Here is a 22,558-nt window from a genome sequence, read left to right as displayed (position 1 = left end):
ACGCCCGGAAACCTTGTCACTGACACGGATAACCGGTGATGAGGAGTCAGTGTGCCTCCTCGCGCCACAGTTCCCAATAGCCGCCATCGTCGGTGGAGCGCTCCCTCCCCCAACTGCCGTGCAGTCGTCCATCGCCTGACGTCACCTCGAGCACGCCCAGCCCCTGCTCCAGACCGAGGGTCCAGCCGAAATGCAGGCGCCCCGCCTGCACCTCTCCCTCCAGATGGCCCAGCCCCAGCCCGTAGGTGAACACCCCCTGGACACGGCTGCCCTGTCGTTCGAGCACCAGACGCACCGGCAGCTCCCCCGAGACATCGCCTAGCTTGCCCAGGAAGGTGCCCTCGAAGGGACGTACGCCGTCCGGAGTCGCCCGGTCGACAACCGGCTCGCCCGCTCGCCGGGGCTGCAGGACTGCCGGGTCGGTGGCGCGACCCAGCCGCACGATGCCCTCCTGGATGTCGCGGTCGTCCATGAAGCCTGCCAGGCGGCCGATCTCCTCGGCCACGCCGAGGATCCGCTCGCGGGCCGCCACGAAATCCGGCTCGGCCCGGGCGAAGGCGTCACTGTGCCCGGCCAGGGTCGAGGCCAGCCCGCGCAGCCGGTCCGACGTCAGCGGGTGGGTGGCCTCGGCCAGGTGTGCCCGATAGGCCGCCTCGTCGGCGAAGTGCCAGCGATTGGGCTCCCAGTGGGCCAGCAACGTAAAGAAGACGCTCATGCCCAGCGGCGGATAGGCGAGCCGGGCCATGACGTCCAGAGCGAAATCGTCGGCTTCGGCCTCGTGACGGCGGGCCGCCTCCCGGGACACCTCGGGCCCATAGCCCGGATGACGGTGCAGGGCGTGGCCGAGTTCGTGGAGCAGCACGAACACCACCGAGGAAGTGAATATCTTACCGTATAGCTCCATTACCTCCGTCCGCTCCCGTACCTCGTCGGGCACACCCAGCGCCTCCATGGGCGGCGGGTAGCGCCCCTCGGGAAACGACTCGGACCGTCGGTGACGCAGCATGGCCAGGTACTGGCCGGGCGTCTCGATCGACAGCCCCTCGAGCTGCAGCCAGGCCATGGACAGGGCGAGGTCGCCGAACAGACGCAGCGAGGCCACCGACATCACCACCTGTCGCCGGCCATCGACCAGGGTCTGCTGGTAGTAACAGAAGGGCTCGCTGGCAGGCACGGGGCAGCGCAGCGGAAAAGCCAGCTCGACGCCTGCCAGCTGCGCACGTTCCTCGGCCTCGAGGGCCGGCAGCAGGCTCTCGTGATGCACGCGGCGGATATCCTGCGGCGTGATGCGCGACCAGTACGTCAGGGTCGCATCGCTGTAGAGTGTCGCCATGCCTGCGGCCGGTGAGGCCAGCAGCCAGCAGGACAGGGCCAGACCAAACCGCAAGCCGGCGTTCACGGCCGTTCCCTGCCCTGATGGTAGAGGGCTGCAGGCTCGGAGAAACGGGCATCCGGCGGTTCTCCCCGGGCATCGGTGGCGTTGGCCCAGTCGCTGAAGGCGGCATAGTCGCCCCAGGCACCCAGCCAGGCAGGACGCATCAGCCGCAGCTTCGCCTGGCGCAGATCGCCGCGCTCGGCCACGGCCTGACTGCCTTCCGTGGAGGAGGCGTCACCCAAGGCATTGAGGGTGAAGAAGAGACGACGCAGCTGGGCCTGCTCGAGTATAGGGTCGATCCCGCCGGCCTCCGGGGCGAGTCCGGAGTAGCTGGTGAGCGTCGCGGCATCGCCCGCCATCATGGCCGGTGCCGAGGTGGCCTGGACGGCGCTGTGCAGCGAGATGCCCAGGGCCACGCTGCCGAACAGGGCGAAGAAGAGTCCCGGCGCGGCGCGGTTCAGAACCACCTCGGCACCGCCGGGCAGGGTCACCTTGCCGTCGCTGTCACGCTGGGCGGGTACCGCCAGAAACAGCCTGTAGCCCAGATAGATGGCCATGCCGGCAAACAGCACGACCAGGATGCGCTCGATGGCGCGCAGTGTGACGGGATCCATGGCAGCAGCCTCCCGGCCCCGCGAAACGCGGTCTTGCCTTCAGTCTAGCCGCCCCTCGTCGGCCTCACCTGCCGTTGCGCGCCTCCCAGTCGCGGGCCACCTGCTGACCGCGGGCCTGGTCGACGAAGAGGCACACCAGGATGGCGATGACGAAGAGCACCGCGCAGAGCAGGATCGACGCCTTGAGCCCCACCAGCGACTGCAGCAGCCCCAGGCCGATGATACCGATCACCCCGGCGAGCTTGTTGGCCAGCCCCCAGAAGCCGAAGAACTCGGCGGCCTTGCGACTCGGCGAGAAGAGCCCCACCAGGGCGCGGCTGGCGGACTGGCTGGAGCCCAGGGAGAGCCCCGCCAGGCAGCCCACTACCAGGAAGAGGTGCTGGGCCTCCCAGTCCAGCCCGAACCGGGCATGCAGGAAGGCGGTGACCTCCGGCGTGGCCCAGATGGCCAGTATCGCCGTTACCCAGAGCCCCAGGGTGAAGAGGTAGGTGACCCGGGTGCCGATGCGGTCCTGGATGAAGCCGAAGCCCAGCGCCCCGACCGCCGCGGTGATCTGCACGATGATGAACATGATATTGCGGACCGACTCGTCCCAGCCGATCACCTGGGCGCCATAGATGAAGGCGAAGGCGATGATGATGTAGACGCCGGCCATGGAGAAGAGCAGCGAGACCAGGAAGATGCCGAGGTCGCGGAAGCGCCGCAGCTCGTGCAGGGTCGTCGCGACGCGTTCCAGGGCGATCTCGCGATAGGGCTTGCCGGGGGGCTGAGGCGTGCCGCGCTCCTTCACCCACAGGAAGGTGGGGATGGCGGTGACCAGGAAGAAGCCCGCCGCGAAGGGCCCCACCCAGCGGATGCGCTCGAAGTTCTCCGCCGTGGCCTCGCCCAGCACCACCAGGGTGAAGCCCGCCGCGAAGAGCCCGCCGACGTAGCCCAGCGCCCAGCCGAAGCCGGAAATCTTGCCCAGGTCCTCGGGCGGGCCGAGGTCCGGCAGGAAGGCGGCAATGAAGGACTCGCCCATGGAGTAGGCATAGTTGGAGACCACGATCAGCAGCAGGCCCAGCACCACATAGCCTGGCGCCACGAAGTAGAGCATGGCGGTGGTGGCCACGGTGGCCAGGTAGCTGACGAACAGGAAGCCCTTCTTGGCGGCCTGATAGTCCATCACCGCACCGCACAGCGGGCCGGTCACCACCACCAGCAGATAGCTGACCGCCAGCGCCAGGCTCCACAGGAAGTTGGCCAGGCGGTAACCGTCGCCGCGATCACCGACGATTACCGTGGTGAAGAGCTCACCGAACACCACGGTGATGATCAGCAGCGTATAGGCCTGGTTGGCGAAGTCGAACATCGCCCAGCCGAGGATCTCCCTGCGCGAAGCGCGGGGTGTCGTCGGCACGGCAGCGGGGATCGGGCTCATGCGGGACGTCCCTGTGGCATCAGGACGTCACCATAGCAGCCCCTCCTGCACTAGACGAGATCGCGGGGAATGGTCTCGTCCCAGGTCCGCGCAAAGATCCGGGTATCCCCCTCCCACGCGTCCAGGGTAGCCCGAATGCGGAAGTTGTCGGCGTCGCTGGTCAGCAGGGTGCGGGTCAGGGTGCTGACCTCCCAGTCGCCGCGCTTGAAGCTGCGCTGCCACTCCGTCCAGCCGCTGACGCTGTCGTAGCTACCGTAGGCGTAGGTATAACGCTCGGTAACCCGGGCGGCGATCTCCAGGTCGATATCATCGATCCGGTAGCGCCCCTCGTCGTTGATCACCTCCAGGGTGGTCCTGTCGTTGGCCAGGTCGCGGATCACCTGCCAGGTCTCCTGGGTCGGTTGCAGCAGCGTCTTGGCCAAGGGAGGCGCGCCTTCCGGCTCGCCGAAGGCCGGCAGGGCTGCGTCCTCCTCGGGTCGTGGCGCCCGCACCGGCAGGATCAGGCGGCAGCGGCTCGGCTGAATGGCCAGTCTGACCGGCTGGGGGGCCGGCCAGGCCAGCGGCCAGTAGCTGGTGGAGAGGGACAGGCGGATGGCGTGTCCTGCGGCGAACTGCTGGGCGATATGCTTGAGCGGGATCCTGACCCGATAGCATCGCCCCGGCTCCAGCGGCTCGGGGTATTCGTCGCTCTCGCGGTGGGTCAGGTTGAGCAGTCCGTAGGAGACCCGGGTGGCCTTGTCGTCCTCGCCGATATCCGAGAGGCGCAGGGCCACCATGGCCACCGGCTGGTCGGCCGCGAGTTCGAGCTCGACCATCGGCGACCCGCAGATCTCCAGCGGCGCCTTGAGGCGGGATGTCTGGAAGATCAGCGAGCCACCGTCCTCGTCGCGCTGGTCGTGGGGGAGGTCCGGCGGCGCATTGTAGGAGCACCACTTGCCGGCATAGAGCCCCACCGAGAGCGGGGAACGGATGTCCAGGCAGGCCTCGTCGTCCTCGCTTCCCTCGTCTTCCGGCAACAGGTCGTGGCCGATGGTAAGTCGGAAGGAGGTCGGCAGGATGTTCGGTGATGGCCAGTCGGGCTCGGCGATCCAGCGCCCGGGGCGCTCCTCGTAGCGCGCCGAGGGCGGCACCGACTCCTGCATCCAGACACGCAGCATGGGCTCGTCCATGATCCCGGTGTCGATGCCCTTGAGCCACCGGTCCCACCACCGTAGCGACTCCTGCAGGAAGCCGATGGCCGGCCCCGGCACCCCCAGGTGCGGGTACTTGTGGGCCCAGGGGCCCACCAGCCCCTTGCGCGGCACGGATAGCCCGGCCAGAAGCCGGAAGACGGCATTGCAGTAGCCGTCGGCCCAGCCGCTGACGGCATAGACCGGGCACTGGATGCGTGAGTAGTCCTCGCAAACCGAGCCGTGTTTCCAGTAGGCATCGCGACGCTGGTGCTCGAGCCACTGGGCGAGCCACAGGCCACTGCCGTCCAGGCGCTCGAGCCACATGTCCCGCCAGCGCTCCCCTACCAGCTCGGGGTCGGGCGGGCAGGCGTTGCCGTCGAACATGGTCGAGGCCCAGGAGAGGTTGTCGCCCAACAGACAGCCGCCCATGTGGTGGATGTCGTCGGCGTAACGGTCGTCGGTGAAACAGAGGGTGATCACCGCCTTGAGCTGCGGCGGGCGCAGGGCGGCGATCTGCAGGCCGTTGAAGCCGCCCCAGGAGATGCCGATCATCCCGACGTCGCCGGTGCACCAGGGCTGGGCCTCCAGCCAGGCGAGGATCTCCAGCCCATCGTCCAGCTCCTGGGGCAGGTACTCGTCGGTGAGCACGCCATCGGACTCGCCGGTGCCACGGATGTCGACCCGCACCCCGGCATAGCCATGGCCCGCCCAGTAGGGATGGCTCTGGACGTCGCGCTCGGCAGTGAGGTCGCGCTTGCGATAGGGCAGGTACTCGAGGATCGCCGGCACGGGATGGATCTCGGCGTCTACCGGCCGCCAGATGCGCGCCGCCAGCCGGCTGCCATCGGGCAACGGGATCCAGGTCTCTTCCTCCATGATTCGGCGGGGAAAATCGTTGACGATGCGCATGGTCCTGCTCTCCTTGTCCCGTGTGGCCTTGCCCGGCCCCGGATCTCCTCAGCCCTGGACGTCGTCGAACTCGAACGCCAGTCGCGCCACCAGACGATCGAAGTCGGCAAGCAGCTGCTCGGCCGATGACGCGCCCAGATAGACATGGGCCAGCGCAAAACTGTAGGCGTCCTGCTCGGGCAAGGAGGAGAGCCGCTGCCCCTCCTCCACCTGCACGGCGATCTGGCAACCGGGGAAGTCGGCCAGGAGTTCCGCGAGCTCCGCGTCGGTGGGGACCCGTGTCACCACCGCATCGGTAAAGAATACCCGGTGGAAGAACTTGGCCGCCATGGGAAACTCGCCCTCGCGATGGGGCATGTCGGGACGCAGGCCCAGACCTAGGTCGATGGTGACCTGCTGGTTGCTGACGCCATCGACCTTCTCGAAGAGGTCGCAATGCGACTGGGAGATGCGCGTGTTGATCTCCAGCAGCCAGATGCGCCCCTGGACCTCGTCCCAGAAGTACTCGACGTTGAAGGCGGCATTGTCATAGCCGATATGGGTCATGACGGTATCGGTCAGCTCGACCATGGTGGCCTGGACATCGTCGGGCAGTCCCGAGGGGTAGCGGTAGTGGAAGAAGCTCAGCACCTGCGGGTAGCGCAGGGAGTCGACGATACCGTAGCTGACCACCTCCCCCTGGAAGACGTAGCCCTCCACCGTGCACTGCCAGCCACCGATGATCTCCTCGGCCATGCAGTAGTGGCCGTCCACGGCGGCGATCTCCGGGGGCAGCCGGGCATGCTCGAGTACCGTGTTGAAGGGGTCGGCGATGCTCCCGATGGAGTCCCGAAGCTGCTCAATGGCGTGATAGAAGTCCTCGGGCGTCTCGATGCGAAAGCCCAGTCGCGAGCCCGAGGACTTGATCGGCTTGACGAAGAAGGGAAAGTAGAGCCCGGCCTCGCCGATGCGGGCCATCGCCTCATCGTCGAAGGGATCGAAGGCGGCGAACGCCGGGATATGGGCGGGAATCACTTCGCGCTGGACGCGGCGGCTCCAGTACTTGTGCTCGCACTTGAGCAGGCTCGTTAGCGAAGTGCTGCGGGTGCCGAAGCGCTCGCAGAGGATCGGCAGCATGGTCGAGACGGGAAAGTCCATGTAGCCGACGATGGCGTCGATGGTGCCCTCGAAGGCTTCGAGCTGTGCCGTGGCCTCCGCCAGCATGGCGGCGATGTCGAATTCTTCCGTGTCATAGACCGCCTCAGGGGCGATCACCCCGTGGAAACGCCACTGCCCGGCACCGCGTAGCGTCTCGAGACGCTGGCGGTTGAAGTCGTTGAGCCCCACCACGAAGATGTTCTTGACCTCGGCCATTGTCCTGCCCCCTCTGTCGCGCGCCGGACCCGGCGCCTTCGAGCAGCATAGTCCAGTGCGCAAGGGATGCAGGGTCAGCCATGCCGATCGGGACCAATGGCGTCCTCTCCTTCTCTGCCGCGCTGCAGGCGGTCGATGGCCTCGCCGCCCCGGCCGGCCAGGGCCGCCAGCCGATCGATCTGGTCGTCCAGCCTCGGCAGGGCCTCGCGGCGATAGCGGGACAGGTCGTCGATGGCTCCCATTACCTCGCCGAAGGCCTGCTCCAGGGCCTCCATGTCGAGCATCGCCGACGAGGCCCGCTGCTGGATGTCCACACCCTGCTGGCGCAGCGCCCGCGCGGTCCCCCCGATCATCTCCGAGGTCGTGGCGTTGAGCGCCTCGACGCGGTCCAGCACCAGGCGCTGGTTGGCGATGGCCAGGGCGACGGTGACCGCCACGGTGAGCGCCGAGACGGTGACGTTGATGGCGCGGTCGACGCCCCGGATCAGCTCGCGGTTGTTGCGGATGATCACCTCCAGCGCCAGCACGCCCTGCTGGCTCACCGCCAGCTGCTGCTGCAGGTCGACGATGCGCTGGCGCAGCGGGAACAGCAGCTCCTCCTCGAGGAAGCGCCGCTTGGGATCTTCCTCGTCGCGACGGGCGATGGCGGTCTGCAGCCGCTCGTCGATCAGCCGCCCCAGGGCGACCTGGCGCTCCAGCTGGTCGAGGCTCTCGCGCAGGGACTGCTGGTCGTCGGCCAGGGTGAGGTTGTCGCGATGCAACATGTCGCGCCCCCCTTCCAGGTCGACGATGATCGCATCCAGCGCCTGCTGGGCCGTCTCGAACTTGCGGAAGTAGCGCTGCAGGCGACTGCTGGCACCCGGGAGCAGGGCCAGCACGCGGTCAAGCGGGCGCGGCGACAGGCGGTGCCGGGCGGGGTCCAGTTCCTGCATCCGGCCGCGCAGGTCGACCAGGGCCTTGGCCACGGGGCCGCCCTCATCCCCGTGGTGAGCCAGCTGGCGCAGCGGGGTCTGCAGCATGGCGCTCTGGTGGGCGGCCTGCTGCTGCAGCTCCAGTCCCAGCTCATCGATGGCGCGGCGCTGGCGCGCCAGGGCGTCCGCATCGCCGCCGGCGACCAGCTCGTCGACGAAGGCATCGGCCCGGGCCGCCAGCGACGGGTCGTCTGCGCCGCCGTGCGATGCGCTCCCGTCCAGCTGATGGGCGATCTCCTCCACCGGAGGCAGCGACAGGCGGGGGCCACGTTCGGGTTGCTGGGTCATGGGCACCTCTCGAAGGATAGCGACTGGCGTGTGAAGGGCCGACCTCAGGACTTGCCACGCCCGTATCGGTCGGCACGGGAGACGAAGCGGCGCAGCTCCTCCAGCGCCTGCTCGGTGGTGACCGAGGCCTGGGGGCGCCCGGTCTCGATGCGCGCCATGGACACGGCCGTGTCATCGAGGACGGTCAACGCCGACTCGTTGCGCGCGGCCAGCTCGCGCAGCCCCTTCTCGGTCTCCTCGAGCAGCTCCAGCCGCCGCACCAGGGCGGCACGCTCCTGCGCCCCCAGCTGCCGGCCCTCGCGACTCAGGCGACGACGAACGAAGTCACCGTCCACGTTCGCCACGCCGCTGGCCCGGGAGGCCATGGCGTCGAGGGTATCCACCACCCCGCGGCAGACCTCGACCACCAGCCCCCGGGCGCGGGCGAAGGCCAGCTCGCCGCTGTCGAAGCGGCTCCCCAACACGCCCAGCACATGGCGGTAGCGACTGTAGACGCGGTCGGCCTGGACCGCCAGGTCGGGGCGCCGGGCGTCGATCAATCCCTGCTTGGCCCGGCACAGGGCCAGCACCAGGTCGTCGGCATCCGCCGGTGGCCGAGCCGGGTCGAGCACCGCCAGGTCGGCCTCGTGGGCCTCGCGCTGCTGCTGGGCTCGGCGACGCGCGGCCTCGGTCGCCTGCCCCGCTTGCCGGCGCTTCTCACGCCGCCGAGCGAGCCAGCCACGCAGGCGACGCTCCAGCGGCAGCGCCACCGGAATCGCCACCAGTCCCACCAGCCAGCCCGTCAGGGTCGGGCCGAAGCCGCCCCACAGCGAGGTCAGCCACAGCAGCATGCTGATGAAGGGTACCACCAGGGCGTAGCGCACGATGACCTGCAAGCGGCCGGGCGGCTCGACCGGCACGGCCAGGCGCGGATTGACCATCCCCACCAGCAGCCAAGGCAGGCAGGTCAGGAAGAGGCCATAGGAAAATCCCTGCAGGAATCCCAGCATGGGCTGACCATCCTTTATCCGTCAGAGGAGAGGCATTGCAGGCTGCTAGAGTAACAGGGTAAGGACCAAGGCCACGACGCCCACCAGCAGGGCGATGCTCACCGCCACGACCACCACCCGGTCGAGCCAGCGATCGAAGCAGGCCCAGTCGAGCCGGCGCCGCTGGCGTCGACGGGTGGCTCCACGACGTGGCGCGCCGCGGCCGGTGCGGATGAGGGTCATGGTCGAAGTCCGATTTCACCATTGTTCCCTGAGCTTACGGCCTGCCGCGGCGGCTGGCCACTGCCATCGACGGTGATCGCCGCCGATGGCCCGGTTCAGTGCTTGACGCGCCGGTTGACCACGCTGGGCGCCCGACGCAGGCGCTCCTCCTCGCCCAGTGACTCGGCCTCGAAGGCATCCGCCCCCACCGGGGTCTCGCCATGGCGACGGTAGAGCTGGGTGAGCATCGCCTTGCGGTCGGTGCGCAGCTCACGGACCAGCACCACCACCATCATGTAGAGGATGAAGGTGAACGGCAGCGCCGAGAGTACCGAGGCCGACTGCAGCCCGGTCAGGCCGCCGGCGGCGATCAGCGTGAGGCAGATGGCGGCGATCAGCACGCCCCATGCCACCCGCTTGAACAGCGGCGGGTTGATGGAGCCGGCGTCGGTCATCTGCGCCACGATATAGGAGGCGGAGTCCGCGGAGGTGACCAGGAAGATGAAGATCAGCAGCATCGCCACCACCGACAGCGCCCCGGAGAAGGGCATCAGCTCGAACATCTCGAACAGCGCCACGGTGATGTTGTCCTGAGTGGCCGCGGCCAGGCCCACGTCGGCGCCGAGCTCCATGTTGATGGCGGCACCGCCGAACACGCCGATCCAAAGGCAGGCCAGCAGAGGCGGGATCAGCAGCACGCCGAGCACGTACTCCTTGATGGTGCGCCCGCGCGAGACCCGCGCCACGAAGGTGCCGACGAAGGGCGACCAGGCGATCACCCAGGCCCAGTAGAAGATCGTCCAGCTGCTCGCCCAGGTGCTGTCGCTGTAGGGCGAGATGCGCAGGCTCATGCCGATGAAGTTCTGCAGGTAGTCGCCGAGGCCCAGGGTGATCGTCTCGAGGATCGCCACCGTGGGGCCGGTGACCAGCACATAGAGCATCAGGCCGATGCACAGGATCATGTTGAGGTTGGAGAGGCGCTTGATGCCCTTGTCCAGGCCCGACCAGGTCGAGGCCATGTAGGCGAGGAACATCACGAACAGGATGATGAACTGCCACAGGGCGTTCTCGGGCAGGCCGAAGACGGCATTGAGCCCGCCGTTCATCTGCAGCACGCCCAGCCCGAGGGAGGTGGCCACCCCCATCACCGTGGCCACCACCGCGAAGATATCCAGCCAGGAGGCATAGGGACGCACCCTGGGGTGCTTGGCGGTCACCGAGGAGAGCACCGAGGAGACCAGGCCGGCCTGCCCCTTGCGGAACTGGAAGTAGGCGATGATCAGCCCCACCACCGAGAAGGCCGCCCACTGGTGGATGCCCCAGTTGAAGTAGCTGTACTGGATCGCATAGCGCGCCGACTCGACGCTCTCGGCCGGCACGTCGCCGTAGGGTGGGTCGATATAGTGGGTCATGGGCTCGGCCATGCCGTAGAACACCAGCCCCACGCCGAAGCCCGCGGCCAGCAGCATGCTGATCCAGGAGAAGAAGCTGAAGCTCGGCGAGCTGTCCTGGGGCCCCAGGCGGATCTTGCCGTACTTGCTGAAGGCCAGGCCCAGCAGGAAGAGCACGAAACCGAACACCGAGAAGAGGTAGAACCAGCCGAACAGCCGGGTGGTGGTCGAGAGCGCCGCGCTGGCGGCGGCGGCGAAGCCGTCAGGGAAGGCGGCGCCCACCGCCACCAGTGCCAGGATGATCAGGGCCGAGACGGCGAAGACCCGCTGTCCTCCGTGATTCGCCATGAAGACGCGTCCTTTGTCGAGGATTTGTACAAGTATCATGCTACCAGAGAGCCCGGACGCTATCATGCCGACCCACGGCCGGCCCAGCCCGCCAGTCGGCCTGCCCCTCGGCGGCTCGGGCATTGCATTCCGCCCCGGCCGCCCCGATGCTAGGAGAAAATCAGCAGGTTAATCGTTTCCGGAGCGCTCCACGACATGTCCCGACTCGCCGACACGCCCCTTTCCGTGCTCGACCTGGCCCCGATCCGCGAGGGCGGCAGCGCCGCCGACAGCTTACGGGAGAGCGTGGCGCTGGCCCGGCTCACCGAGCGGCTCGGCTTCACGCGCTACTGGCTGGCCGAGCACCACAGCATCGAGGGCATCGCCAGCGCCGCCACCGCGGTGCTGATCGGCCATATCGCCGGCGCCACCGAGCGGATCCGGGTGGGCAGCGGCGGCATCATGCTGCCCAACCACCCGCCGCTGGTGGTGGCCGAGCAGTTCGGCACCCTGGAGACTCTCTACCCCGGGCGCATCGACCTGGGCCTGGGGCGCGCGCCGGGCTCCGACGGCCCCACCATGGCCGCCATGCGCCGCGACCCCTATGCCGGTGTCGATGACTTCCCCCAACGACTGGCGGAGCTGCAGGGCTTCCTCGACGACGAGCGTCCGGGCCAGCGGGTGCGGGCGGTGCCCGGCCAGGGCACGAAGGTGCCGCTCTGGCTGCTCGGCTCCAGCGACTTCAGCGCCCGCCTGGCGGCCCGGGAGGGACTGCCCTTCGCCTTCGCCGCCCAGTTCGCCCCGGCCCAGCTGTTCGAAGCACTCAGGCTCTATCGCGACAACTTCCGGCCCTCGGCAGTGCTGGACCGGCCCCACGCCATGGTCGGCCTGCCGGTGATCGCCGCCGAGAACGACCTCCAGGCGGACTACCTCGCCTCCACCGCCCGCCGCAAGTTCCTGGGCATGATCCGCGGCCAGCGCACCAGGGCCCTGCCGCCGGTGGAGGCGCTGGACTGGTCACCCAGGGAGCAGGCCCAGGTGGAGCAGTTCCTGGGCGCCGCGGTGATCGGCGGGCCCGAGACCGTGCGCGAGGGGCTGGAGCGCTTCCTGGAGCTGACCGGCGCCGACGAGCTGATGCTCAATACCGATGTCTACGCCGCCGAGGACCGGCTGAGAAGCTACGAGATCGTCGCCGAGCTATGGCGCTCATGACCCGGGCCGACACCTCGCGACCGACCCTTGGCCATCTCGTCGACGGCTTCCGGCGCATGGCGCCGCTGTCGCTGTTCGTGATCGTCTTCGGGCTGGCCTTCGGGGTGGCCGCCCTGCAGCAGGGGCTCTCCGCGGCCGAGACCCTGCTGATGAGCGGCCTGGTGTTCGCCGGGGCGGCCCAGTTCGCGACCCTGGAGCTATGGGGCGACACCATCCCGCTGCTGCCGCTGGTGGCCATCACCCTGGCGATCAATGCCCGTCACCTACTGATGGGCGCCGCCTTCTACCCCCACCTGCGCGACCTGCCCAGCGGGCGTCGCTACGCCAGCCTGATCCTGCTCAGCGATGCCAACTGGGCCATGGCCATGACCGGAGAAACCACGGCGGCGCGCCTGGGCATCCTGGTCGGCGGGGGCCTGGCCCTGTGGTCCACCTGGATGCTCGGCACCGGCCTCGGCGTGGCCTTCGGCAGCGGCATCAGCGAGCCGGACCGCTTCGGGCTGGATGCCATCATGGGCTGCTTCCTTCTGGCCATGCTGGTAGGCGACAAGCGCGACCTCGGCGTGCTGCTGCCCTGGGGCGCCGCGGCCCTGGCGGCCCTGGCGGCGATGGTCTGGCTGCCGCCCCATGCCCACGTGATCGTGGGGGCGCTGGCGGGCGGCGTGGTGGGCCTGCTGCTGCCCCCCGCGGGCAGGGAGACGGCGCCATGACCCTGACGGCCGCGAACGGTGGCGTGCTGCTGGCCATCGTGATCATGGCGCTGGTCACCTACTTGACCCGCGCCGGCGGGGTCTTCGTGATGGCCCGGGTGCCCATCGGCCCGCGGGTCGAGCGCTTCATCAACGCCATGGCCGGCTCGGTGCTGGTGGCGGTGATCACCCCCATGGCGGTGAACGGCGACGGCGGGGCCCGGATGGCCCTGGTCGCCACGGCGGGGGTGATGCTGGTGCTGCGCAAGCCGTTGCCGGCGATCACCGCCGGGATCCTGACCGCCGCCCTGTGGCGGCTGGTCGCATCCTGAGCCCTCCTCGGAACGAAGCGCCCCGCGCGCTTTCCAAGGGACAGTCATTCACGGGGTGCCGGCCGGGCCGGCGCCCCTTTTCAGACACCGGAGTCCCGTATGCCCGATCCCCATGACCCGCGCCGCGATTCACAGCAGAATGCCGCCTGGCGCGCCGCCCGAGAGTGGCAGACACGTGCCCGCCAGACCCGCGCCGACGGCCCCTTGGGCGGCCTGAAGCTGCTGCTCACCTGGCTGCTGTTCGGCGCCATGATGATCGTCGCCATGGTGCTGGGGCTGTTCTTCCTGCTCATCGGCTGGGCGATGATGCCCTTCCTGCGCCACCGCATGAAGAAGCAGATGGAGAAGATGCGCGCCGACCGGGCCGAGGACGTGGACGGCAGCGTCCACTACCGCGAGACCCGCTATCGAGAGGGGCGCGACGCCGGCGGCCGCTACCGCGAACAGCAGGTGCTGGAAGGCGACTATGAAATCAAGGACGGGGAGGTCAGGGACGAGGCGCGCCGGGACCCCGGCCGCCCCTGAGAGACAGGACCCGCCATCACGGCGGGTCATCCGTCATACCGGAGGAGCTCTGGCGGTATCGGCTCAGCCGATGTCGGCCGGGCGCAGCACCGCCACCGGGCAGCGCGCCTCGTGGAGCACCTCGTGGCTGACGCTGCCGGCCACCACCTGGGAGAGCCCGCTGCGGCCGTGGGTGGTCATGGCCAGCATGGTGTCCTGGCAGTCCGCCAGGTAGCTGACGATGGCGTCGGCCGGATCGCCGTGCAGCACTTCCCAGTCCACCTCCATGCCCTGCTCGCTGCGCAGGCGCCGCGCCAGGCCATGCACATAGCCGGACTCCATCACGTCGGCATGGCCGCCATCCAGCGGCACCGCCGCGGCGGCCGCGGTGTCGATGACCTGCAGCAGCTGCAGGCGGGCGTCCAGCCGCTTGGAGAGTGCCACCGCATGGGGCAGGATCGCCTCGGAGAGCTTCGAGCCATCCACGCAGACCATCAGCACTTTTACCTGTTGATGCGCCTTCGCATCGAAGCGCGGCCCGCACAGGTAGACCGGCCGGTCCGCACGCCGCACGACGCCGGCGGTGACGCTGCCGATCAGCATCTCCGGCACCGGGCGGCGGCCATGGGCCATCATGCACAGCCCCACCGCCTCCCGGCCGGCCAGCTGGCCCAGGTAGTCCTTGGCGCTATCGTGGACCGCCACCTCGACGGGGACATCATCCCCCGCCGGCTGGTCCGCCAGGCGCGACTGCAGTGCCGCGCGCCGGGCCTCGACCCGCTCCTCGCTGGCCACCACTGAGGTCACGCAGAGCGGTACCGCCAGCTGCCGAGCCAGTTGCTGGCCGAGCACCAGGGCCCGCTGCGAGGCGTCGCTCTCGTCCATCGCCACATGAATCTTGTCCATCATCGGACTCCTCTGGATCGCGTTGTTGTTGAAGTTTCGGGGGTGGAGGTCAGGATGTCTTGCGGGCTGGATCCCGCATTGCCCGGCGCCCCAGGCCGGGCAGGGGCCGGTGCAGCAGGGCATAGGCCAGCGCGCCGACCACCACCCCCCAGAAGGCCGACCCCAGCCCCAGGAAGCTCATGCCCGATGCCGTGGCGATGAAGGTGATCACCGAGGCCTCCAGGTGGTCCTTGTGGGCGGCGAAGGCGCTGAGGTTGCTGGTGATGGCACCGATCAGCGCCAGGCCCGCCAGCACCGCGACGAACTCGCCGGGCAGCGAGGTGAAGAGCAGCACGATGGTACCGGCGAAGGTGCCGCCGATCAGGTAGAAGACCCCGTTGGCCACCCCGGCCACATAGCGCTTGTCGGGATCCTCGTGGGCCTCCTTGCTGGTGCAGATGGCCGCCGTGATCGCGGCGATCACCGTGGTGATCCCGCCGAAGAAGGCGGTGACGAAGGAGGTCAGGCTGGTCACGGTGACGATGGGCCTGGCCGCGGTGTTGTAGCCGGCACTGCGCATGATCGCCATGCCCGGCAGGAACTGCCCGGTCAGGCTGACCAGCACCAGCGGGATGGCCAGGCTCAGGGTGGCGTTCCAGGTCCACTCGGGGCGGATGAGGGTCGGCTGGGCCAGCTGCACGGTCACCCCCTTCAGGCTGGCCCCCTCGAGGGCCACGGCCAGGCCCACGCCGACCACCAGCAGCGCCACCAGGCTGTAGCGGGGCGTCAGCCGCTTGAACACCAGGTAGGCCAGGAGCATGCCCAGGGTCAGCGCCGGCACCGACTCCAGGGAGACGAAGACGCCGACCCCGAACTGGAAGAGGATGCCCGCCATCATGGCGCTGGCGATGCCCGGCGGGATCGCCTGGATGATGCGGTCGAAGGAGCCGGTGATGCCGATCACGAAGATCACCGCCGCCGCGGTGAGGTAGGCCCCCACCGCCTCGTTCAGCGACAGGCCGGGGAAGAGCGTGACCAGCAGCGCCGTGCCCGGGGCCGACCAGGCGGTGACCACGGGCACCTTCAGCCAGAGGCTGAGCGCGATCCCCGAAACGGCGGCGCCGATGGAGATCGCCCAGACCCAGGAGGTCATCATGGCCGTCGAGATCTCGGCGCTCTGGGCCGCCTGGAAGAAGATCGCCAGGGGGCCGGAGTAGGAGACCAGCACCGCCACGAAGCCGGCGGTGATCGCGGGTATCGACCAATCCTTGTGAAGTCGCATGCAACGTCTCTCCGTCACACCTCAGGCGACGCCGAGGTGGGTGTCGAGGATGGTGGGATCGTCCTTCAGGCCCCGGGCGTCGCCGCTGTAGACCACTTCGCCCTTGACCAGCAGGATGTGCTTCTCGGCCACCTCCAGCAGGTTGTCGATGTTCTTGTCGACGATGATGGTGGCGATGCCCGAGGCCTTGATCTCGTGGATGATCTTCCAGATCTCGTCGCGGATCAGCGGCGCCAGCCCCTCGGTGGCCTCGTCCAGGATCATCAGGTCCGGGTTGAGGGTCAGCGCCCGGCCGATGGAGAGCATCTGCTGCTCGCCCCCGGAGAGGAAGGAGCCGTCATGGTTGATGCGCTGGCCGAGCCGCGGGAAGGTGTCCAGCACGCGCTCCAGCGTCCAGGGCGACTCGCCCCGCTCGTTGGGCCGGGCGGCCATCACCAGGTGCTCGCGCACGCTGATCCCCGGGAAGATGCCGCGCCCTTCCGGCACGTAGCCGATGCCCTGGCGGATCAGCTGCCAGGGGCGTCGCTTCGCCGCCGGGACGCCCTTGATGCGCACCTCGCCACGCCGCGGCGGCACGAAGCCCAGGATCGACTTCAGCGTGGTGGTCTTGCCCATGCCGTTGCGCCCCAGCAGGCTCAGCGTCTCGCCGGGCATCAGGGTGAGGTCGACGCCGTGCAGGATGTGGCTCTCGCCATAGTAGGTATGCAGCCCGTGGGCATCGATCAGCGGGGTGATCTGCTGTTGTGCCGTCATGCCGTGGCCTCCTCGTGGTGGCGCCCGAGATAGACGTCACGCACCTTCTCGCTGGCGCGGATCTGCTCGGTGGGCCCGCTCTCCAGTACGCAGCCGTCCACCATCACGGTGATGCGGTCGGCCAGGCGGAAGACGCTGTCCATGTCGTGCTCGATCAGCACCAGGGTGTAGCGGTCGGTGAGGCTCTCGAGCAGCTCCGTCACCTGGACGGTCTCCTCGCGGCCCATGCCGGCCATGGGTTCGTCGAGCAGCATCAGGGTCGGCGCCGTGGCCAGCACCATGGCGATCTGCAGCTGGCGCTGCTCGCCGTAGCTCATGTCGGCGGCCGGGGTATGGGCGCGGTGGACCAGGTGGCAGGTCTCGAGCACCTCGAGGGCCCGTTCGCTGACCTGGCGTGCCCGCTGGCGGGAACGCCAGCTGCCGAACACGCCGCCCAGGTGGATGCGGGCGGCCAGCTCGCAGTTCTGCAGGCAGTTGAGGCGCGGGAAGATGTTGGTCTTCTGGTGGCTGCGGCCGATGCCCATGCGGGCGATCTGGCGCACGCTCTTGCCCTGGATCGGCTTGCCGTGGAAAAGCACCTCGCCTTCCGAGGGCGGGATCTCCCCCGACAGCAGGTTGATCAGGGTGCTCTTGCCCGCGCCGTTGGGCCCGAGGATGGCGTGGATCTCGCCCGGCCGGACGTCGAAGTCGACGCCGTTGACCGCCACCAGGCCGCCGAAGCGGCGGGTCAGGCCATGGGTGGCCAGGATCGGTTCTTGGCGCATGGCTTACCCCTCCTTCTGCGGGATGGTAGCGGGCTGGAGGTGCGCTGCGACGCCCTCCTCTTCCTCGACGGCCGTGGGCTTCCTGCGGGCCCAGGGCGGCGCGATGATCAGCCCGGCGATGCCGCGCGGCAGCACCAACACCGCGGCGATGATGGTCAGGCCCATCAGGATTGGCCAGTGCACGGTCAGGTGCTCGTAGACGTAGAGCAGGATCTCGTAGGCGAAGGCGCCGAGGATCGGGCCGAAGATGGTGCCCATGCCGCCGAGGATCAGCATCATCAGCACCTCCCCCGAGGTGTGCCAGCCGAGCTGGGCCGGGTTGGCGAAGCCGTACTGCATGGCGGCCAGCATGCCGGCGATGGCGGCCAGGACCCCGGCGATCACGAAGGCGACCAGCTTGTAGCCGCCGGTGGCATAGCCCAGCGCCTGCATGCGGTGCTCGTTGTCGTGAATGCCGTCGAGCACCTGGCCGAAGTAGGAACGGGTCAGCCAGCGCAGGAACAGGAAGCCGGCGACCAGCATCCCCAGGCAGAAGTAGAAGAAGGTCTGGGGGTTGTCGAGGTCGAGCAGCCTGGTCTCCCCTGCCGTCAGGGTGGGGCGGAACATGATGAAGACCCCGTCCGTGCCGCCGGCGAACGGCGCGGTGCTGATCAGGTAGAAGAGCATCTGGCCGAAGGCCAGGGTGGTCATGATGAAGAAGATGCCCTTGGTGCGGATCACCAGCAAGCCCACCACCAGGGCGGCGACGGCGGCCACCAGCATGACCAGCGGCAGCATCCACCACAGCGAGGCCGCATCGAAATCGGGGCTGGCCAGCGCCAGGGTATAGGCGCCCAGGCCGAAGAACAGCGCGTGGCCCAGGCTGACCAGGCCGACGATGCCCACCAGCAGATCCAGGCTCATGGCGAAGAGCGCCAGGATCACCATCAGGGTCAGCTTCTCCAGGATGAAGTCCGACTGGTCGCCGAACAGCGCCGGGCCCCAGAGCGGGAAGATCGCGACGATGGCCAGCAGGGCGAGCATGATGACGGCGACGCGCTTGGGATATCTATGCAACATGTCTCATTCTCCTCAAGCGAACAGGCCGCGGGGCTTGACCAGCAGCACGGCGGCCATGATCAGGTAGATCACCATGCTGGCGATGCTCGGGATCAGCACCGAGCCGAAGGTCTCGGCCATGCCGATCAGGATGGCGCCCCAGAAGGCGCCCTTGATCGAGCCGATCCCGCCGATGACCACGACGACGAAACAGGTGATCAGGATGCTGTCGCCCATGCCCGGGGTGATGGAGGTCAGCGGGGCGGCGATCATGCCGGCGAAGGCGGTCAGTGCCACGCCGACGCTGAAGATCAGGGTAAAGAGGGTGCGCACGTTGATGCCCAGGCCCTCCACCATGTCACGGTTCACGGCCCCCGCGCGGATGATGATGCCCAGCCGGGTATGGCGGATCACCCAGTAGATGACGCCGGCCAGCGCCAGGCAGACGCCCATCACGAACAGCCGGTAGACCGAGTACTGCAGGTTGTCGGTAAGCTGCAGGCTGGCGTCGAAGGGCGCCGGGATCGCCACGCTGTGGACGTCGCCGCCCCAGATGATGCGCTGCGCCTCGTTGATCACCAGGATCAGGCCGAAGGTCAGCAGCACCTGGTAGAGGTGGTCGCGCTTGTAGAGCGTATCCAGGAACAGCCGCTCGATGACCAGCCCCAGCGCGACGGCGATGGGAATGGCGATGAGGATCGCCAGCCAGAAGTTGCCCAGCCGCAGGGTCAGGTCCCAGACCAGGTAGGCCCCGATCATGTACATGGCCCCGTGGGCGAGGTTGATGATGCCCATGATGCCGAAGATCAGGGTCAGGCCGCTGGCGATCAGGAACAGCAGCAGTCCGTACTGCAGCCCGTTGAGGAGCTGCACACCAAAGAATGCGAGATCCATGACGATCTCCTCCGCGATGGAAGGGGCGAGCCTGGCTCGCCCCGGGAAGTCAGACGTTCACCGGTTCACATCTGGCAGGCGTCGTCCGGCACCTCGAGCTGCTCGGCGGCGACGCCGACCACCTCGTGCTTGCCATCGCGGATCTCGCGCAGGTAGACGTTCTGGATCGGGTGGTGGGAATCGGAGAAGCTCATCAGGCCCCGCGGGCTCTCGAGTTCCACACTGGCCAGGGCCTCGATCAGGGCGTCCCGGTCCTCGGTATTGCCGCCGACCGCGTCGAGCGCCTGGACCAGCATGGCGCCGGTGTCATAGCCCTGCACCGAGTAGGTGTCGGGGGTCACGTCGTAGGCGTCCTCATAGGCCGACACGAAGGCCCTGTTCTCCTCGCTGTCCAGGGTCTCGGCATAGTGCATGGTGGTCAGCACGCCCTCGCCGGCACCGTCCATGGCCGCGATGTTGCCCTCGGTGAGGAAGCCCGAGCCCATCAGCGGGATGCTCTCCTTGAGGCCGGCGGCGGCATAGTCGCGCACGAAGCTGACCCCGCCGCCGCCGGCGAAGAAGGTGTAGACGGCGTCCGGGGCGATGCTGGCGATCTGGGTGAGGTAGCTCTGGAACTCGGTGCTCGGGAAGGGCACCAGGATCTCCTCGACGATCTCCCCGCCCTCCGCCTCGAAGGCCTCCTTGAAGCCGGCCACGTCCTCCTTGCCACCGGCGTAGTCCCAGGTGATGGTCACGACCTCGCGGTGCCCCCGGTCATGGGCAACCTTGCCCATGGGGAAGCTGTTCTGCCACATGCTGAACGAGGTCCGGAAGACGTTGGGCATGCACAGCTGGTTGGTGGCGGCCTCCAGGCCGGCATTGGGGATGATGGTGATGGCGCCGGACTGCTTGGCCACCCGCAGCATGCCCATGGCCACGCCGGAGTGGACTGGGCCGATGACGAAGTCGACGCCATCGCCCTTGACCAGGCGGCTCATGTTCTGGGGCGCCTTGGAGGGGTTGGCCTCGGAGTCGAGCTGCACGTACTCCACGTCACGGCCGCCGAGTTGGCCGCCGTTCTGCTCGATGGCCAGCTTCAGGCCGTTGGTGATGGCCTCGCCCAGGGCCGTGTAGGTGCCGGAGTAGGGCAGCATCAGGCCGACCTTGACCGGATGGCTGTCGGCCATGGCGGCGGATGCCGACATGAGGGTAACGGTGCCCAGCACTGTCGCGAGGGCGGTCTTCTTGGCGTTTTTCATGATGATTCCCAGGGGTCAGTTATTGTTGGAGCTCGATGCTCTGTAGGGGACGTCCCTGTCCCGCTCATGCTCTTGCGTCGTCGTCAGACGTGGTAGACGTCGATGACCTGGTGGATGTAGTCGTTGTTGAGTTGCACGACTTTTCTGGTGATCAGCGGCGACTCCCCCGACACGTCCAGGGTGTAGAAGGCGCTGCCGAAGTAGCTGTCGGTCTTCTTGTAGCGGTGGCTCAGGGTGTGCCAGTTGAAGCGCAGCTTCACCGTGTCGCCTTCCTCCTTCAGCACCTCGAGGTTGGTGATCTGGTGGGTGGTGCGCGGCTCCGGCGTGCTCGCCCCGCTGCGCTCGGTCTTGATCCGGTAGACCCGGTCCTCGAGCCCTTCGCGGTTCGGGTAGTAGATCAGCGAGATCTCGGCCTCGGGGTCCCGGGTCAGCTGGTCGTCGTCGTCCCAGGCCGGCATCCAGAACTCGGCGTCCTGGCGGTAGCACTCCAGCCACGCGTCCCACTGGCGGTCGTCGAGCAGGCGCGCCTCGCGGTACAAGAAGGCCTGGATATCGTGGTAGCTGATGCTCATGGTCTCTCTCCTCAGGCGGACGCGGTGGCGATAAACTGGCTGCGTTCCTTGTCGATGGCGCGCAGCATCTCCTCGACCCAGTGCTTGTGGTGCAGCACGTAGAGGCCCTCGTCTTCCGGGGAGGCCCCGCTGAGCAGCGGCTTCATGTCGATCGCCTGGGCATTCTCGTCGGCCCCCTCGATCCACTGCCTGGCGCCGCGCGAGAGGTCGTTCCACTCGGCCAGCGCGCCGTGGTAGCCGTCCTGGCAGGCGCGGAATTCCTCGAGGTCATCCGGCGTGCCCATGCCCGAGACGTTGAAGAAGTCCTCGTACTGGCGGATGCGCACCCGGCGGTTCTCCGCGGACTCGCCCTTGGGCGCGAAGCAGTAGATGGTGACCTCGGTCTTGTCGACGGAGAGTGGGCGCAGCACGCGGATCTGCGTGGAGAACTGGTCCATCAGGTAGACGTTGGGGTAGAGGCAGAGGTTGCGGGTCTGGTTGACGATGGAGTCGGCCCGCGCCGCGCCGAGCTCGGCCTCGATCTCGTCCTTGCGGGTGTAGACCGGGCGCACCTCGGGGTTGAGCAGCCGGGTCCAAAGCATCATGTGGCCGTTCTCGTAGGAGTAGAAGCCGCCCTGGCTCTTCGACCAGCCATCGGCGTCCACCGCCTTGGTGCCGCCGGCGTCGTAGTTGCGACGCTCCATGGTCGAGGCGTAGTTCCAGTGCACCGAGCTGACGTGGTAGCCGTCGGCGCCGTTCTCGGCCTGCAGCTTCCAGTTGCCGTTGTAGGTGTACGACGAGGTGCCGCGCAGGATCTCCAGGCCGTCCGGCGCCTGGTCGACGATGTTGTCGATGACCTTGGTGGTCTCGCCCAGGTACTCCTCCAGCGGCAGCACGTCATCGCTCAGGCTGCCGAACAAGAAGCCCTTGTAGTTGGCGAAGCGCGGCAGGCGCTTGAGGTCGTGGGAGCCTTCCTGCTTGAAGCCCTCCGGGTAGGCGCCGTTCTTCTCGTTCTTGGCCTTGAGCAGCTTGCCGTCGTTCTTGAAGGTCCAGCCGTGGAAGGGGCAGGTGAAGGTGCCCTTGTTGCCCTGCTTGCGGCGGCACAGGGTGGCGCCGCGGTGGGCGCAGGCGTTGATCAGGCCGTGCAGCTCGCCCTGCTTGTCGCGGGTGATGACCACCGGCTGGCGGCCCATGGTCACGGTGTAGTAGTCGCCCGGCTCGCTGATCTGGCTCTCGTGGGCCAGGAACAGCCAGTTGCCCTCGAAGATGTGCTTCATCTCCAGCTCGAAGAAGGCCGGGTCGGTGAACATGCTGCGGTGGCAGCGGAAGATGCCGTTGTCGGCGTCGTCGACGACGGCGCCGCGGACGCGTTCCTCGAGTTGGTCAAGCTGGGTGGTCATGATCCA

The 22,558-nt window shown here is 68.2% G+C and carries 22 protein-coding genes; 4 read left to right on the top strand and 18 right to left on the bottom strand.

Annotation, left to right across the window (positions count from 1 at the left end; genetic code table 11):
- Positions 1-46: 46 nt before the first annotated feature.
- The 9 genes from QLQ86_RS08955 to QLQ86_RS08915 all read right to left on the bottom strand — a co-directional run bounded on the left by QLQ86_RS08955 (position 47) and on the right by QLQ86_RS08915 (position 11,031).
- Positions 47-1,399 (bottom strand): hypothetical protein, encoded by a 1,353-nt coding sequence (locus QLQ86_RS08955; protein ID WP_282816656.1) that lies wholly within the window; start codon positions 1,397-1,399, stop codon positions 47-49.
- Positions 1,396-1,989, bottom strand: a complete 594-nt coding sequence (locus QLQ86_RS08950) for a hypothetical protein (RefSeq protein WP_282816655.1) — start codon at positions 1,987-1,989, stop codon at positions 1,396-1,398. Before QLQ86_RS08950 ends, QLQ86_RS08955 begins: the two co-directional genes overlap by 4 nt.
- Positions 1,990-2,053: 64 nt before the next feature.
- Positions 2,054-3,409 (bottom strand): MFS transporter, encoded by a 1,356-nt coding sequence (locus tag QLQ86_RS08945; protein WP_282816654.1) that lies wholly within the window; start codon positions 3,407-3,409, stop codon positions 2,054-2,056.
- 50 nt (positions 3,410-3,459) lie between these two features.
- The gene (locus QLQ86_RS08940) at positions 3,460-5,490 is read right to left on the bottom strand and encodes a CocE/NonD family hydrolase (protein WP_282816653.1); all 2,031 of its coding nucleotides are present in this window, start codon (positions 5,488-5,490) and stop codon (positions 3,460-3,462) included.
- 48 nt (positions 5,491-5,538) lie between these two features.
- Positions 5,539-6,843 (bottom strand): ATP-grasp domain-containing protein, encoded by a 1,305-nt coding sequence (locus QLQ86_RS08935; protein ID WP_282816652.1) that lies wholly within the window; start codon positions 6,841-6,843, stop codon positions 5,539-5,541.
- Positions 6,844-6,917: 74 nt separating this feature from the next.
- On the bottom strand, positions 6,918-8,102 hold the full coding sequence (locus QLQ86_RS08930) for a toxic anion resistance protein (protein WP_282816651.1): 1,185 nt from the start codon (positions 8,100-8,102) through the stop codon (positions 6,918-6,920).
- Positions 8,103-8,146: 44 nt separating this feature from the next.
- Positions 8,147-9,091, bottom strand: coding sequence for a cobyrinic acid a,c-diamide synthase (locus QLQ86_RS08925; RefSeq protein WP_282816650.1), 945 nt, complete (start codon positions 9,089-9,091; stop codon positions 8,147-8,149).
- A gap of 45 nt (positions 9,092-9,136) precedes the next feature.
- A complete protein-coding gene (locus tag QLQ86_RS08920; protein WP_278032636.1) occupies positions 9,137-9,313 on the bottom strand; it encodes a hypothetical protein in 177 nt (58 codons plus the stop codon).
- 95 nt (positions 9,314-9,408) lie between these two features.
- Positions 9,409-11,031 (bottom strand): BCCT family transporter, encoded by a 1,623-nt coding sequence (locus QLQ86_RS08915; protein WP_282816649.1) that lies wholly within the window; start codon positions 11,029-11,031, stop codon positions 9,409-9,411.
- Between the two features lie 195 nt (positions 11,032-11,226).
- Between QLQ86_RS08915 and QLQ86_RS08910 the strand changes: the two genes are divergently transcribed.
- The 4 genes from QLQ86_RS08910 to QLQ86_RS08895 all read left to right on the top strand — a co-directional run bounded on the left by QLQ86_RS08910 (position 11,227) and on the right by QLQ86_RS08895 (position 13,768).
- Positions 11,227-12,222 (top strand): LLM class flavin-dependent oxidoreductase, encoded by a 996-nt coding sequence (locus QLQ86_RS08910; RefSeq protein WP_282816648.1) that lies wholly within the window; start codon positions 11,227-11,229, stop codon positions 12,220-12,222.
- Positions 12,210-12,932: an AzlC family ABC transporter permease gene (locus QLQ86_RS08905; RefSeq protein WP_326521273.1), complete on the top strand. Its 723-nt coding sequence runs from the start codon at positions 12,210-12,212 to the stop codon at positions 12,930-12,932. Before QLQ86_RS08910 ends, QLQ86_RS08905 begins: the two co-directional genes overlap by 13 nt.
- Positions 12,929-13,243: an AzlD family protein gene (locus tag QLQ86_RS08900; protein ID WP_282816647.1), complete on the top strand. Its 315-nt coding sequence runs from the start codon at positions 12,929-12,931 to the stop codon at positions 13,241-13,243. The genes QLQ86_RS08905 and QLQ86_RS08900 overlap by 4 nt, the downstream gene beginning before the upstream one ends.
- A gap of 99 nt (positions 13,244-13,342) precedes the next feature.
- Positions 13,343-13,768, top strand: coding sequence for a hypothetical protein (locus tag QLQ86_RS08895; protein ID WP_282736379.1), 426 nt, complete (start codon positions 13,343-13,345; stop codon positions 13,766-13,768).
- Between the two features lie 63 nt (positions 13,769-13,831).
- Here the strand turns inward: QLQ86_RS08895 and QLQ86_RS08890 are convergent, their stop codons facing one another.
- From QLQ86_RS08890 to QLQ86_RS08850, 9 genes are all read right to left on the bottom strand, one after another.
- Positions 13,832-14,653, bottom strand: coding sequence for a universal stress protein (locus QLQ86_RS08890; protein ID WP_282816646.1), 822 nt, complete (start codon positions 14,651-14,653; stop codon positions 13,832-13,834).
- Positions 14,654-14,702: 49 nt separating this feature from the next.
- The gene (locus QLQ86_RS08885) at positions 14,703-15,914 is read right to left on the bottom strand and encodes a benzoate/H(+) symporter BenE family transporter (protein WP_282816645.1); all 1,212 of its coding nucleotides are present in this window, start codon (positions 15,912-15,914) and stop codon (positions 14,703-14,705) included.
- A gap of 21 nt (positions 15,915-15,935) precedes the next feature.
- Complete coding sequence (locus QLQ86_RS08880) at positions 15,936-16,667, bottom strand: ABC transporter ATP-binding protein (RefSeq protein ID WP_282816644.1); 732 nt, start codon at positions 16,665-16,667, stop codon at positions 15,936-15,938.
- A complete protein-coding gene (locus QLQ86_RS08875; protein ID WP_282816643.1) occupies positions 16,664-17,431 on the bottom strand; it encodes an ABC transporter ATP-binding protein in 768 nt (255 codons plus the stop codon). Before QLQ86_RS08875 ends, QLQ86_RS08880 begins: the two co-directional genes overlap by 4 nt.
- A gap of 3 nt (positions 17,432-17,434) precedes the next feature.
- Positions 17,435-18,490, bottom strand: coding sequence for a branched-chain amino acid ABC transporter permease (locus tag QLQ86_RS08870; RefSeq protein WP_282816642.1), 1,056 nt, complete (start codon positions 18,488-18,490; stop codon positions 17,435-17,437).
- A gap of 12 nt (positions 18,491-18,502) precedes the next feature.
- Complete coding sequence (locus tag QLQ86_RS08865; RefSeq protein WP_133637121.1) at positions 18,503-19,363, bottom strand: branched-chain amino acid ABC transporter permease; 861 nt, start codon at positions 19,361-19,363, stop codon at positions 18,503-18,505.
- Between the two features lie 65 nt (positions 19,364-19,428).
- Positions 19,429-20,601 carry an ABC transporter substrate-binding protein gene (locus tag QLQ86_RS08860; RefSeq protein WP_282816641.1) on the bottom strand — a complete coding sequence of 391 codons (1,173 nt, stop codon included), beginning with the start codon at positions 20,599-20,601 and terminating at the stop codon, positions 19,429-19,431.
- 83 nt (positions 20,602-20,684) lie between these two features.
- Positions 20,685-21,173: a benzoate 1,2-dioxygenase small subunit gene (benB, locus tag QLQ86_RS08855; RefSeq protein ID WP_282816640.1), complete on the bottom strand. Its 489-nt coding sequence runs from the start codon at positions 21,171-21,173 to the stop codon at positions 20,685-20,687.
- Between the two features lie 11 nt (positions 21,174-21,184).
- Entirely contained in the window at positions 21,185-22,555 is a 1,371-nt protein-coding gene (locus QLQ86_RS08850; protein WP_282816686.1) for a Rieske 2Fe-2S domain-containing protein, read from the bottom strand.
- Between the last annotated feature and the right edge of the window lie 3 nt (positions 22,556-22,558).

The sequence above is a fragment of the Halomonas rhizosphaerae genome (assembly GCF_030012485.1).
Taxonomy (GTDB): Bacteria; Pseudomonadota; Gammaproteobacteria; order Pseudomonadales; family Halomonadaceae; genus Halomonas; species Halomonas rhizosphaerae.
This window is presented reverse-complemented; position numbering and strand designations above follow the sequence as displayed.